At 72.2% G+C, this 13,317-nt stretch carries 11 protein-coding genes; 7 read left to right on the top strand and 4 right to left on the bottom strand.

Annotation, left to right across the window (positions count from 1 at the left end):
• Positions 1 to 22 precede the first annotated feature (22 nt).
• Positions 23 to 937 carry an amidohydrolase family protein gene (locus L2C96_RS03190; RefSeq protein ID WP_237335038.1) on the bottom strand — a complete coding sequence of 305 codons (915 nt, stop codon included), beginning with the start codon at positions 935 to 937 and terminating at the stop codon, positions 23 to 25.
• Positions 934 to 1,959, bottom strand: coding sequence for an amidohydrolase family protein (locus L2C96_RS03185; RefSeq protein WP_237335037.1), 1,026 nt, complete (start codon positions 1,957 to 1,959; stop codon positions 934 to 936). The genes L2C96_RS03190 and L2C96_RS03185 overlap by 4 nt, the downstream gene beginning before the upstream one ends.
• A 271-nt stretch (positions 1,960 to 2,230) precedes the next feature.
• Between L2C96_RS03185 and rho the strand changes: the two genes are divergently transcribed.
• The 7 genes from rho (at position 2,231) to L2C96_RS03150 (ending at position 10,807) form a co-directional block, all read left to right on the top strand.
• Complete coding sequence (gene rho, locus L2C96_RS03180; RefSeq protein ID WP_237335036.1) at positions 2,231 to 3,280, top strand: transcription termination factor Rho; 1,050 nt, start codon at positions 2,231 to 2,233, stop codon at positions 3,278 to 3,280.
• 53 nt (positions 3,281 to 3,333) lie between these two features.
• Entirely contained in the window at positions 3,334 to 4,176 is an 843-nt protein-coding gene (locus L2C96_RS03175) for a GNAT family N-acetyltransferase (protein WP_237335035.1), read from the top strand.
• Between the two features lie 18 nt (positions 4,177 to 4,194).
• Complete coding sequence (locus L2C96_RS03170; RefSeq protein ID WP_237335034.1) at positions 4,195 to 5,007, top strand: class I SAM-dependent methyltransferase; 813 nt, start codon at positions 4,195 to 4,197, stop codon at positions 5,005 to 5,007.
• A 344-nt stretch (positions 5,008 to 5,351) separates the two neighbouring features.
• Positions 5,352 to 5,807 (top strand): Fur family transcriptional regulator, encoded by a 456-nt coding sequence (locus tag L2C96_RS03165; protein WP_020419158.1) that lies wholly within the window; start codon positions 5,352 to 5,354, stop codon positions 5,805 to 5,807.
• A complete protein-coding gene (katG, locus tag L2C96_RS03160) occupies positions 5,808 to 8,084 on the top strand; it encodes a catalase/peroxidase HPI (protein ID WP_237335033.1) in 2,277 nt (758 codons plus the stop codon).
• Positions 8,085 to 8,257: 173 nt separating this feature from the next.
• The gene (locus tag L2C96_RS03155; RefSeq protein ID WP_237335032.1) at positions 8,258 to 9,751 is read left to right on the top strand and encodes an HD domain-containing phosphohydrolase; all 1,494 of its coding nucleotides are present in this window, start codon (positions 8,258 to 8,260) and stop codon (positions 9,749 to 9,751) included.
• A 54-nt stretch (positions 9,752 to 9,805) separates the two neighbouring features.
• Positions 9,806 to 10,807, top strand: a complete 1,002-nt coding sequence (locus L2C96_RS03150) for an NAD(P)H-dependent flavin oxidoreductase (protein ID WP_020419161.1) — start codon at positions 9,806 to 9,808, stop codon at positions 10,805 to 10,807.
• Here the strand turns inward: L2C96_RS03150 and L2C96_RS03145 are convergent.
• Both L2C96_RS03145 and L2C96_RS03140 read right to left on the bottom strand, forming a co-directional pair.
• A complete protein-coding gene (locus L2C96_RS03145; RefSeq protein ID WP_237335031.1) occupies positions 10,722 to 12,110 on the bottom strand; it encodes an FAD-dependent oxidoreductase in 1,389 nt (462 codons plus the stop codon). The genes L2C96_RS03150 and L2C96_RS03145 overlap by 86 nt on opposite strands.
• 236 nt (positions 12,111 to 12,346) lie before the next feature.
• Complete coding sequence (locus L2C96_RS03140; RefSeq protein WP_237335030.1) at positions 12,347 to 13,312, bottom strand: ABC transporter substrate-binding protein; 966 nt, start codon at positions 13,310 to 13,312, stop codon at positions 12,347 to 12,349.
• Between the last annotated feature and the right edge of the window lie 5 nt (positions 13,313 to 13,317).

Genomic DNA, 13,317 nt, shown 5'->3' with positions numbered 1-13,317 from the left:
CCTTTCCGGGGAAGGGGGAGGCTCAGGCGGTTTCGCCGGGCCAGTACAGGCGCATCGGGTTGTCGACGAGCAGTTTCCGTTGCAGCGCGGGGGTTTCCGCGATCCGCGGGACGTAGTCGACGAGCAGGCCGTCGTCGGGCATGTGATCGGTGAGGTTGGGGTGCGGCCAGTCCGTGCCCCACAGCACGCGGTCCTCGAACTCGGTCACCACGCGGCGGGCGAAGGGCACCACGTCGGTGTAGGCGTGGCGTTCGCCGTGCAGCGCCGGGGGACCGGACACGCTCAGGCGCTCCGGGCAGCTCACCTTCACCCACACGTCGTTGCGCTCGACGAACCGCAGAAACCGGCCGAACTCCGGGTCGTCCACGGGTTTTCGCACGTCGGGCCGTCCCATGTGGTCGACCACGAGCGGCGCGGGCAGCGACCCGAAGAAGCCCGCCAGCTCGGGCAGGTCGGCGGCCTCGAAGTAGAGCACCACGTGCCAGCCCAGCGGCGCGATCTTCCTGGCGATCGTGCTCAGCGCCTCGTGCGGCGCGGCGTCCACGAGCCGTCGCACGAAGTTGAACCGCACGCCCCGCACGCCCGCCGCGTCCAGCTCGCGCAGCTCGGCCTCGCTGACCTCCGGCCGGACGGTCGCGACCCCGCGCGCCCGCCCGCCCGAGGCCCGGACGGCGTCGACCATCGCGGAGTTGTCCGCGCCGTGGCAGGTGGCCTGCACGATGACGTTGCGGCTGACGCCGAGGTGGTCGCGCAGCGCGAACAGCTGCTCCTTGCTCGCGTCGCAGGGCGTGTACTTGCGCTCCGGCGCGAACGGGAACTCCGCCTGCGGGCCGAACACGTGGCAGTGCGCGTCCACGGTGCCCGGCGGCAGCCGGAAGCGCGGGGTGGACGGGTCGGCGTGCCAGTCGAGCCAGCCCGGGGTCTTGGGCGCGGTCACCGGCCCTGGCCCTTCAGCAGCGCGTCCAGCCGGGGGTAGACCCGGCGGGCGTTGTGTTCCCGGATGGCGGCCCAGTCCTCTTCGGACAGCTTCGCGGCTTCGGCGTAGCGCCGGGTGTCGTCGAAGTGGTGGCCGGTGCGCGGGTCGACGCTGCGCACCGCGCCGATCATCTCCGAGGCGAACAGGATGTTGCGTGCCGGGACGACCTCGAAGAGCAGGTCCGACCCCGGCTGGTGGTAGACGCAGGTGTCGAAGAAGACGTTGTTCAGCACGTGCTCCTCCAGCTCCGGCTTGCCCAGCGCCATCGCCAGGCCGCGGAACCGGCCCCAGTGGTAGGGCACCGCGCCGCCGCCGTGCGGGATGACCAGCCGCAGGTCCGGGAAGTCGCGGAACAGGTCGCCCTGCACGAGCTGCATGAACGCGGTGGTGTCGGCGTTGAGGTAGTGGGCGCCGGTGGTGTGGAAGGCGGGGTTCACGCTCGTGCTCACGTGCACCATGGCCGGGATGTCGTACTCGGCCATCTTCTCGTAGACCGGGTACCAGGAGCGGTCGGTCAGCGGCGGGGCGGTCCAGTGACCGCCGCTCGGGTCGGGGTTGAGGTTCAGCGCGACGGCGCCGTACTCCTCGACGCAACGGGTGAGCTCCGGAATGCAGGTCGCCGGGTCGACGCCCGGGGACTGGGGGAGCATCGCGGCCGGCACGAACCGCTCCGGGTAGAGGGTGCTGACGCGGTAGCACAGCTCGTTGCAGATCGCGGCCCACTCGGCGGAGGTCTCGAACCCGCCGATGTGGTGGGCCATGAACGACGCGCGCGGGGAGAAGATCGTGACGTCGATGCCGCGCTCGTCCATCAGCCGCAGCTGGTTGGGCTCGATCGTCTCCCGCAGCTCGTCGTCGCTGATCCGGAGGCCGGCGCGGGCCGGCGCGGGGCCGGAGCCGTCCAGCGCGGCGATCTGCTGGTCGCGCCACGCCGCGAGGGCGGGCGGGGCGGTCGTGTAGTGGCCGTGGCAGTCGATGATCAAGGTCGTTCCTCGCACGTCGTCGTTCGCTGCCGAGTAGCCTAACCGTCGACGAAATTGTTCACAATCTCTTCGTCAAAATTGGTGCGACGGGCTTGTCTCTTGCGGAGTGAGCCGAGCCTGGGCTACAGTGCGCTTGATCTCCCGGATGCCGGCCCAGCCGCCTGCGGGATCGTCCTTCCTCTCTCTGCGACCCCCTCTCCCCGTGAACCGCGAGTCCGGGTCGTCCCGTTCCGGCGCTTTCCGCGCCGTCTTCCCTTTTTGGAGCACCACCATGCCCAGTCATGGCATTCTCGACATCCACGGCAGGACCGCCACCCTCGGCGGCACCACTGTCCCCTTCGGACTCGTTCGCGCGCACGGCCTCCGGCGCGGTGACGAGATCCTGCTGGAGGGCCAGGAACTGATTTCGGTCAACGGCGCCGATCCCGGCGGCCGGCGTCCGGAGTTCGATCGGCTCACCCCGGTCCACCCGGACGAGCGGCTCGTGCTGGAAACCGGCCGCCACCAGCTCGCCACCCGCGTGCTCGACCTCGCCGCGCCGATCGGCAAGGGGCAGCGCGCGCTCGTCGTCGCGCCGCCGCGCACCGGGAAAACCTCTGTCCTGCAAGCGATCGCGCACGCCGTCGCCACCAACCACCCGGACGTGCACCTGATGGTGCTGCTGGCCGACGAGCGGCCGGAGGAGGTCACGGACATCCGCCGCTCCGTGCGCGGCGAGGTGATCGCGTCCACCTTCGACCGCGCGCCGGCCGAGCACACCGCCGTCGCCGAACTGGCTCTGGAACGTGCGAAACGCCTGGTGGAGACCGGGCGCGACGTCGTGCTGCTGCTCGACTCGCTGACCCGCCTCGGCCGGGCGTACAACCTGGCCGGACGGGCCTCCGGGCGCATCCTGTCCGGCGGTGTCGACGCGGGCGCGCTGAACCCGATGAAGAAGATCCTCGGCGCCGCCCGCAACGTCGAGGACGGCGGCTCGCTCACGATCATCGCCACGGCGCTGGTCGGCACCGGTTCCCTTGCGGACACGGTGTTCTTCGAGGAACTCAAGAGCACTGGCAACGCCGAGCTCCGGCTCGACCGCGCCCTCGCCGACCACCGCGTCTACCCGGCGATCGACCTGTTCGCGTCCGGCACCCGTCGCGACGAGCTCCTGCTGTCGCCCGCGGAACTGACGGTGATGACGGAGGTCCGGCGCGCGCTGGCCGGCCAGGATCCGCGGCGCGCCACCGAACAGTTCCTGGAGCAGCTCCGCACGACGCGGTCGAACGCGGAGTTCGTCGCGCGGGTGTCGGCGACCCTGCGCACGCCCGCGGCGGCCTGAGCGCGCCGGAAATGGGAGGAACTCCGGCGGGCCCGCCCGCTACGCTCCCGGCCGTGAGCGCACTGTTCTGTGATTTCCCGCTGGCCGAGCGCATCGAACGCGCCGAAGCGCGGCGGATGGCCGAAGCCACCGAGAAAGCGCGGAAGCGGCCCGGTTCGGCCGCGTTCGTGCTGCCCGTCGCCGGGGGAGTGGCGACCTTCGCCGAGGCCGGGTCGCCGTTGAACAAGGTCGCCGGCCTCGGGTTCGGCGGCGTGCCGGACGCGGAGACCCTGGCGGGCGTCGAAAAGGCCTTCGCCGCGGTGGGGAGCCCGGTGCAGGTCGAGCTCGCGCACCTCGTCGATCCCGGGATCGGGGCGGCGCTCACCGCACGCGGGTACCGGCTGGAGTCCTTCGAGAACGTGCTGGGCCGCGACCTCCGCGGCGCCGCGGACCGGGTCCTGCCGGAGGGTGTGGAGATCCGGCCGAGCGGCGACGACGACTTCGCCGCCTGGCTCGATGTCGCGGCGGACGGCTTCGGTCACCCGGACGACCAGGATCCGCCGTCGGACCACCAATTCTCGCGCGAGGTCCTCACGCGGGCGATGCGCGACCTGTCCGAGGGGAACGTGCGTCGGTACGTGGCGCTGTGCGACGGGGTCGTCGCCGGTGTCGCCAGCATGTGCGTGGTGGACGGCCTGGCCCAGTTCACCGGGGCCGCGACCCGGCCCGGCTACCGGCGGCGGGGCGTGCAGACCGCGCTGTTGTCCGCCCGGCTCGCCGACGCGGCCGGGGCGGGCTGTGACTTCGCCGTCGTGACGACCCAGCCGGCGTCCCGGTCACAGCACAACGCCCAGCGGCAGGGGTTCGAGCTGCTGTACACCCGCGCGGTGCTGGGTACAATCTTCACAAACTTGTGAAGTGTCTGAAGGAGAGCGATGCCCGGGGTGCGGTTCACCGAAGAGCAATCCACCAATCTGGCCACCCTCTACGGGCGGGCCCTCGACGCGCGCTCGGCGAACCCGCTGCTCGGCGACACCGCCGCGGCGGAGGCGCTGGAGCGCATCGACTACGACTTCGGCAAGTTCGGGATGAACCGGAACCTGACCCTGTCCGTGGCCGCCCGGGCGAAGGTGTTCGACGACCTGCTGCGCGACTTCCTGCGCTCGCACCCGCGCGCGACCGTGCTGCACCTGGGCGCGGGCATGGACAGCCGGGTGTTCCGGCTGGACCCGGGCCCGGAGGTGGCGTGGTTCGACATCGACTACCCGGACGTCATCGCGCTGCGCGAGCAGGTGTACCCGGCCGGTCGGCCGGGGTACCGGACGATCGGCTCGTCGGTCACCGACACGCGCTGGCTGGCGGAGGTGCCGGCGGACCGCCCCGCGGCGATCGTCGCGGAGGGGCTGACGATGTACCTCGACCCGGACGAGGGCAGGGCCATGTTCCGGGCGATCGTGAACCACCTGCCCACGGGCGAAGCGATCTTCGACGCGTTCAGCCCGCTCGGCATCCGGCTGCAGAAGCTGAACCCGGTGGTGCGGCGGTCGGGCGCCCGGCTGCGCTGGGGAATCGCCGACCCACGCGAGCTGGAGGCGACGGGCTTGGAGCTGGCGCAGGTGCTCTACGCGCCGGAAATGGCCGCGCCGATGCGGGACCGGGCTTCCCTGACGGTGCGGGCGCAGCTCGCCGTCCTCGAACGGATCCGCCTCTTCCGCGAGATGGGCAGGCTGCTGCGTTACCGCTTTTGAGCGGTGAGCAACCAGGCGTCCCGGACGAGACCGTCGAGGTGGTGCACCTCGTCCTGGGCGCGTTCGGGTGAACGAGCCTGTTGCGAGACCGCGTTCTCCGCTCTCGAATTGCTGACCTGCATGACATGGGTCATCGCGAAGTTGTGCTCGCTAGCCAGCGTTTCCCTCGTCACTGCCGATGAACTGGGCCTGCGGCGTTCCCTCGGTCAGGGTCCGTCGGGACTGTGGGCATGGTCCATCGAACCACGGCCCGATCCGCACGAACCGGGCACCGGCCGACCCCTCCCGCACGAAGGTGGACCCTAACTTGATTTGTTCCAGACAAGTGCTCTAGGGTCTGCCGCGTGACGTCGGAGGACTTCGAGGCGCAGCTGCGGGCTGTCTCGTTGCGTGTGACCCGGCCCCGCCTGGCGGTGCTGTCCGCGCTGCGCGACCACCCGCACGTCGACACCGAGAAGGTGATCGAGCTGGTGCGCGCCGACCTCCCGACCGTCTCGCACCAGGCCGTCTACGACGTCCTGCGCGCACTCACCGACGCCGGCCTGATCCGGCGCATCCAGCCGGCCGGCGCGAACGCCCGCTACGAGTCCCGGGTGGGCGACAACCACCACCACGTCGTCTGCCGCTCCTGCGGTGCGATCGCCGACGTCGACTGCACCGTCGGCCACGCCCCCTGTCTCACCGCCTCGGACGACCACGGCTTCGTGATCGACCAGGCGGAGGTCGTCTTTTGGGGCGTGTGCCCCGACTGCTCGGCCGCCGCAGTTCCCAACGAAACCGCCAGCTCGGAAGGCAAGTAGATGAGCGACACCCAGGACAACACCCCCTCGAGCGCGCAGGGGGTGGACAAGAAGGCGGCGGCCGGGTGCCCGGTCGCGCACGACTCGGTGACCTCGCACGGCAGCGAGAGCGAGAACCCGGCCATCGACTCGCCGACCCCGAAGTCGAGCGGGCGTCCGCGGACCAACCGCGACTGGTGGCCCAACCAGCTCGACCTGTCGGTGCTGCACGCCCACGACTCCAAGAGCAACCCGCTGGGCAAGGACTTCAACTACGCCAAGGAGTTCGCCAAGCTCGACGTCGACGCCCTCAAGCGCGACATCGAGGAGGTGCTCACCACTTCGCAGGACTGGTGGCCCGCCGACTTCGGCCACTACGGCGGCCTGATGATCCGCATGAGCTGGCACTCCGCGGGCACCTACCGCATCCACGACGGCCGCGGCGGCGCCGGTGACGGCGCGCAGCGCTTCGCCCCGCTGAACAGCTGGCCGGACAACGCCAACCTGGACAAGGCGCGCCGCCTGCTGTGGCCGGTCAAGCAGAAGTACGGCCAGAAGATCTCCTGGGCCGACCTGCTCGTGCTCGCGGGCAACGTGGCGCTGGAGTCGATGGGCTTCAAGACCTTCGGCTTCGGCTTCGGCCGCGAGGACATCTGGGAGACCGAGGAGGTCTACTGGGGCCCCGAGGACGACTGGCTGGGCGACGAGCGCTACGTCACCGACTCGGAGATGGTGCCCGAGCTCGGCGCCACCGAGATGGGCCTCATCTACGTCAACCCGGAGGGCCCGCGCGGCAGCGCCGACTACATGGCGGCGGCGCACTTCATCCGCGAGACCTTCGGCCGCATGGCGATGAACGACGAGGAGACCGTCGCCCTCATCGCCGGTGGCCACACCTTCGGCAAGACCCACGGCGCCGGCATCGCCGACGACCACGTCGGCCCGGAGCCGGAGGCCGCCCCGCTGGAGGCGCAGGGCCTCGGCTGGCTGAGCACCCACGGCAGCGGCAAGGGCCCGGACACGATCACCAGTGGTCTCGAGGTGACGTGGACCGACAAGCCGACCCAGTGGAGCAACCGCTTCTTCGAGATCCTGTTCGGCTACGAGTGGGAGCTCACCACGAGCCCCGGCGGCGCCAAGCAGTACGTGGCGAAGGACGCTCCGGAGATCATCCCGGACCCCTACGACCCGAACAAGAAGTACAAGCCGACCATGCTGACCACGGACCTGGCGCTGCGGTTCGACCCGGTCTACGGCAAGATCTCGCGCCGGTTCCTGGAGAACCCGGACGAGTTCGCGCTGGCGTTCGCCAAGGCCTGGTACAAGCTGCTGCACCGCGACATGGGCCCGATCAGCCGCTACCTCGGCCCGTGGGTGCCCGAGCCGCAGCTGTGGCAGGACCCGGTGCCCGCCGTCGACCACGAGCTCGTGGGCGAGTCCGACATCGCCGCGCTGAAGGCGAAGGTCCTGGAGTCCGGCCTGACCACCCAGCAGCTGGTCACCACCGCGTGGGCGTCGGCGGCGAGCTTCCGCTCCACCGACAAGCGCGGTGGCGCGAACGGCGCCCGCATCCGGCTCGAGCCGCAGCGCAACTGGGAGGTCAACCAGCCCGAGCAGCTCGCGCCGGTGCTGGAGAAGCTCAAGGCCATCCAGCGCGAGTTCAACGAGGCGGGCGGCGCGAAGATCTCGCTGGCCGACCTGATCGTGCTGGCCGGCTCGGCCGCCGTCGAGAAGGCCGCGCGTGACGCGGGCGTCGAGGTGACCGTGCCGTTCCACCCGGGCCGCACCGACGCCAGCCAGGAGCAGACCGACGTCGAGTCGTTCAAGGTGCTGGAGCCGCGCGCCGACGGGTTCCGCAACTACCTGCGGGCCGGGGAGAAGCTCCAGCCGGAGGTCCTGCTGGTCGACCGCGCCTACATGCTGGACCTGACCGCGCCGGAGATGACCGTCCTGGTCGGCGGCCTGCGCTCGCTGGGCGCCAACTACGGCGGCGCCAAGCACGGCGTGCTCACCGACCGGCCGGGCGTGCTCACCAACGACTTCTTCACCAACCTGCTCGCGCCGGGCACCCGGTGGAAGGCGTCGGAGTCGGAGGAGAACGTCTACGAGATCCGCGACGTGGCGACCGACGAGCTGAAGTGGACGGCCACCCCGGTCGACCTGATCTTCGGCTCCAACTCGCAGCTGCGGGCCCTCTCGGAGGTCTACGCCAGCGACGACGCGCGCGAGAAGTTCGTCAACGACTTCGTCGCGGCCTGGACGAAGGTCATGGAACTGGACCGGTTCGACCTGGCCTGATCCGGTCTCCGCGGCGGCGAGCCCGGCTGATCCTCCTCGGATCGGCCGGGCTCGTCCCGTTGTGCCGAGGTTCGCCGGACCGGGCTGGGCGAGGTCGCCCCCCGGCGGCCGGCCCGTCGTCACCTCAAGCGCAGAAGTAGCGGACCGGCGCCCCGGCGCGTCAAGCTGGGGGAGTGACGGACGGGCGGATCCGGCTCGCGGAGGTCCTGGCGGCGTTGTCGATCGCCACGGACCTCGGGCTCGGGCAGCCCGCCGGGCACGCCGCCCGCACCTGCCTGCTCGCGATGCGGCTCGCCCGCGCGCTCGGCGTCGGCGGCGCCGGACTGTCCGATGTCTACTACGTGTCGCTGCTGCGGTACATCGGCTGCACCGCGGACGCGTTCGAGGTGGCGGCGCTGGCCGGCGACGAGATCGGCATCGCCGCGGCGGTGGGCCCGGCCGTGATGGGGGAGCCGGCCGAGGAGACCGCCGCCGTCGCGCTGCCGGGCGGGAACGCGGCCAAGGCCGTGGTGATGGCGACGCACTGCGAGGCCGCCGAGTTGCTGGCCGGACGGCTGGGGCTCGGCGCCGGGGTGCTCACCGCCCTGCGGCACGGGTTCGAGCGGTGGGACGGCCGGGGCAACCCGGCCGGGCTGGCCGCGGAGGCGGTGCCGCTGCCGGTCCGCGTCGCCGTCGTCGCCCGGGACGCGGAGCTGTGGCACCGGCGGGCCGGGTACGCGGCGACAGCCGAGGTGCTGCGTCACCGTCGCGGCCGCGCCTACGACCCGGCCGTGGTCGACGCGATCCTCGGCGGCGGCGAGCCGATGCTGGCCGGGACCGCCGTGCCCCCGTGGGAGGAGGTCCTGGCGGCCGAACCGGCTCCGGTCCACATCGGAGGCGACCGGCTGGACACCCTGCTGGCGGTGGCCGCCGACTTCGCCGACCTGAAGATCCCCTACGCGCTCGGGCACTCCCGCCAGGTGGCGCGGCTGGCCGAAGCCGCCGCCCGCGACGCGGGACTCGGCGACGAGTGCGCGGTCCGGCTACGGCGCGCGGGGCTGCTGCACGATCTCGGCCGCACCGGCATCAGCAACGTCGTCTGGGACCAGCCCCGGCCGCTGTCGGCCGACGAGTGGGAACGGGTCCGCCTGCACCCCTACCTCACCGAACGCATCCTGGAGCGCACCGCGTTGCTGCGCCCGCTGGCCCGCCTGGCCGGGGCCCACCACGAGCGGCTCGACGGCGGTGGCTACCACCGCGGCAGTCCCGGTTCCGCGCTCGGCATGGCCGAGCGGGTCCTGGCCGCCGCGGACTGCTACCAGGCGATGCTCCAGCAGCGGCCGCACCGGCGGGCGCGAACCCCGGCGGAGGCGGCGCGGGAGCTGGCTGCCGAGGTCGCCGGCGGCCGGCTCGATCCGCGGGCGGCGGCCGCGGTGACGGCGGCGGCCGGGCAGACCTCGGTGCGGCTGCCGTCCCGCTGGCCCGGCGGCCTCACCGACCGGGAGGTGGACGTGCTGCGGCTGGCCTGCCGCGGACTGTCCAAGCCGCAGGTCGCCCAGGCGTTGTGCATTTCGGTCAAGACGGTGGGCCGTCACCTGGAGAACACCTACGCGAAGATCGGGGTGTCCAGCCGCGCCGGAGCGGCCCTCTACGCCGTGCACCACGGCCTCCTCGGCGAGACCGGGTGAAAGATGGGGCGATCGCCCGAGGCGAAGACCGGGCCGCCCGCGCAGACTTCCCCCATGCGAACCACACTCTGCGATCTGCTCGGCATCGAGGTGCCGATCATCAGCGCCCCGTTCGGCCCGTTCGACTCGGTCGGCCTCGCGGCCGCCGTGTGCGAGGCCGGCGGCCTGGGCAGCCTGGGCACGGCGATCCGGCCGCTGCCCGACCTGCGCGAGCAGTGGCGCCGGCTGCGGGAACGCACCGCGCGGCCCTTCGCCATCAACCACACCACCCGGCCCTTCGACGAGGAGGTGTTCGCCGCGAGCCTGCGGGCGCGCCCGTCGGTGATCTCCTTCCACCTGGGCGACCCCGGCGACCTCGTGAAGCGGGCGCACGACGCCGGTTGCGCCTGGGTGCAGCAGGTGATGGACGTCGACCAGGCGCGCCAGGCTCTCGACCGCGGCGCCGACGTGCTGATCGCCCAGGGCACCGAGGCGGGCGGGCACAGCGGCTTCATCGGAACACTGGCGCTGGTCCCGCAGGTGGTGGACGTCGCGGGGGCGGTGCCCGTGGTGGCCGCGGGCGGGATCGCCGACGGCCGCGGCCTGGCCGCGGCGCTCGCGCTCGGCGCGCAGGGTGTGGCGATGGGCACCCGGTTCCTCGCCACCACCGAGATGGCGATCAGTCCCGAGTGGAAGCAGCTGCTCGTCGAGGCCGGCTCCCGCGACGCGGTGCACGAGGACCTGCTCGACGTGCTGCTGCCGCCGTACAACCGGCCGCGCCACCCCGCGCAGGGGCGCCTGCTGCGCACCCCGTTCCTGCGCGAGTGGGCGGACCGGCGGGACGAGCTCCCCGAACGGATCGGCGAGATCGGCCGCGAGGTGGTCGCGGCCGTCCTGACCGGGCGGGGCCACGAGTACCTGCCGTTCGCGGGGCAGTCCGTCGGCCTGATCGGGGATGTCCGTCCCGCGGCGCAGGTCGTGCGTGACGTCGTCAGCGAGGCTGAAACGATCCTGTCCGCGCTGGGGCGGGACCGGGCACCGCGGCCGGCCGCGGGAGCGCCCGTCCCGTCCCGGTGACGCGTGCCAGGATCGACGGCCGCATCAGGGCGGACGGCGGGTCCAGGAACGCGCTCACCCGCATGAACTGCGCCGCCACCACCGGATCCTCTTCGGCGGCGGTGAGCACCTTCGCCACGTACCGGTTGACCAGCCGCACGGGCAGCGGTCGCGGCGCCTCGATCTGCGGCAGCGCCAGGTCGCTGCCCACCGACAGCTTCCACGCCACGCCGATCGGTTTCGCCGCGGCGCGGAAGAACCGCCGGGCCAGGTGCCGATCGCCCTGGCGCAGGCAGTCCCGCAGCGCCAGCGCCTCCAGCGCGGCGACGGACATGCCCTGCCCGTAGATCGGGTTGAAGCTGCAGATCGCGTCGCCGAACACGAGCAGGCCGTCCGGGAAGCGGCGAAGCTTGTCGTAGCGGCGCCAGCGGCTCGCCGGGAAGGCGAAGGTGGCCACGTCGGACAGCGGCTCGGCCGTCCGCAGCGCCTCGATCAGGTGCGGGGGCGCGCACTGGGCGGCGAAGTCGACCATGGCGTCGTACCGGGGTGACGGGTGGTCACCGGCGTAACCGGCGACGGTGAACAACCAGGTGTCGTCCTCGTAGGCGAACAGCGCCATGCCGTTGGGCCGCTCCGGGGTGGCGCCGACGACGACCAGCGTCTCCGGGACCGCACCGGGCCGCAGCCGCACCAGGCGGCTGGTGTACCGCAGCTGCACCGGGACCTCGACCTCGGCCGGCCGCCGGTAGCCGAGCTCGGCCAGCCAGGCCGGCGTGCGCGCGCCGCGGCCGAGCGCGTCGACCACCAGGTCCGCGCTCAGAACCTCCTCGGGGCTGCCCGGCGCCCGACGCTGGAGGCGCACGCCGGTGACGCGGTCACCGGCCGCGGTGGCGGTCAGGCCGGTCACGTCGCAGCCGTCGCGAAGGTCAACAGTGGACAGTCGCCGGAGCCGGTTGCGCACGTGGGTCTCGAGGAACGGCCTGCTCGGCTGGTGCATCGGCGGCAGCTCCATCTCCGGCGACAGCCGGTGCCCGCCGGGGGAGAAGTGCAACCGCGAGTAGTCGGTCAGCACCGTGCCGCCGTCGGCGACGAGCTCGCCGAGCATTCCGGGGAACAACTCCTCCACGATCTCCCCGCCGCGCGGCAACAGCGCGTGGACGTGCCGGCCCTGCGGGATGCCGCGCCGGTGCGCCACCGTCTCGCCGAGGTGGTCCCGCTCGACCACCGTCACCCGGTCGTAGAACCCGGCGAGCACGCGGGCCGCGAGCAGCCCGCCCATCCCCGCGCCCAGCACCACCGCGTGCGTCCGCTCCTGCGTCGTCATCGTCCCGCGCCTCCTCCGTGGTCGCCCGTTTCCTCCGGCCAGCGTGACCGGACCGCCGGGGCGATGCATGGAGGAGAGGTGGGGAAAGTGTGGAGACTCCGCGGTGACCGTCGTCCACACCGGACTCGCCGAACTCGCGGGTTTGTTGTCCACGCGGTGCGGGCGAGACCTGGGGAGCGCCCACGGCGAGGGCCGTGGACGGCCCCGTCGTCACCGTCCACGGCCCTCGCCCGCGGTCACTGGTACAGCGCCGCCTGGATCTTGGGGTCGTTGATGTTGCTCTTGTCGTACCAGTAGTACGCCGTGTCGATCCGCTTCGGCAGCTGCTCGCCGTTGATGGCCTTCAGCGAGGCGTCCACCAGCTGCCTGCCCATGTCCACCGGGTCCTGCGTCACGGCGCCCGCCATCAGGCCGCTGTTGATCGCGTCGATCTGGGCCTTCCCGGAGTCGAACCCGACGATCGTCAGGCCCTGCCGCCCGCTCTCCTGCACACCCTTGATCACGCCGATCGCCGAGCCCTCGTTGGAGGCGTAGATCCCCTTCAGGTCCGGGTTGGCCGCGATGATCGACTTGGTGATGTTGGCCGACTCCAGCTGGTCGCCCCCGCCGTACTGGGGCGCGAGCACCGTGATGCCCGGCGCGTTCTTCGCCATCCAGTCCAGGAACCCGTCCCGCCGGTCCTTGCCGGACAGGCTGGTCTGGTCGTGCACCACGAGCGCGACCTTGCCCTGCCCGCCGATCTGCTCGGCCAGGTGCCTGGCCGCCTCCGCCGCCGCGGCCTTGTTGTCCGTGGCCACCGTCGTGACCGGGATGTCACTGTCCACACCGGAGTCGAACGCCACCACCGGGACGTTCTGCGCCTTCGCCTGCTGCAGCAGGGGAGCGGCGGCGCGGGAGTCCAGCGCCGCGAACCCGAGCGCCTGCGGCGACTTGGCCAGCTCGTTGGTGAGCATGTTGACCTGCTGCTCGACGTCCTTCTCGGTGGCCGGGCCGACGAACGTCGTGCGCGCGCCCTTCGCGGCGGCCTCGTCCTCCGCGCCCTTCTTCACGGCCTGCCAGAACTGGTGCTGGAAGCCCTTCGACACGATGGCGATGAGCGGCCCGTTCCCGCCGCCCGCGGTGCCGCCGCCCTGGCCGCACGCGGTCATCGTCAGCGCCAGCACGGCGCCGGCGACCGCCGCGACGATCTTCTGCGTCCTCATCAAGA

It is taken from the genome of Amycolatopsis tucumanensis, from assembly GCF_021654135.1.
Lineage (GTDB): Bacteria > Actinomycetota > Actinomycetes > Mycobacteriales > Pseudonocardiaceae > Amycolatopsis_E > Amycolatopsis_E tucumanensis.
The sequence above is the reverse complement of the archived record's forward strand: the minus strand, read 5'-3'. Positions and strand labels throughout refer to the sequence as shown.

Excerpts from the sequence above, each read along its gene's own strand:
- katG (WP_237335033.1), top strand. The coding sequence starts at position 5,808 with ATGAGCGACACCCAGGACAACACCCCCTCGAGCGCGCAGGGGGTGGAC.
- L2C96_RS03140 (WP_237335030.1), bottom strand. The coding sequence starts at position 13,312 with ATGAGGACGCAGAAGATCGTCGCGGCGGTCGCCGGCGCCGTGCTGGCG.
- rho (WP_237335036.1), top strand. The coding sequence starts at position 2,231 with ATGCCCAGTCATGGCATTCTCGACATCCACGGCAGGACCGCCACCCTC.
- L2C96_RS03170 (WP_237335034.1), top strand. The coding sequence starts at position 4,195 with ATGCCCGGGGTGCGGTTCACCGAAGAGCAATCCACCAATCTGGCCACC.
- L2C96_RS03150 (WP_020419161.1), top strand. The coding sequence starts at position 9,806 with ATGCGAACCACACTCTGCGATCTGCTCGGCATCGAGGTGCCGATCATC.
- L2C96_RS03145 (WP_237335031.1), bottom strand. The coding sequence starts at position 12,110 with ATGACGACGCAGGAGCGGACGCACGCGGTGGTGCTGGGCGCGGGGATG.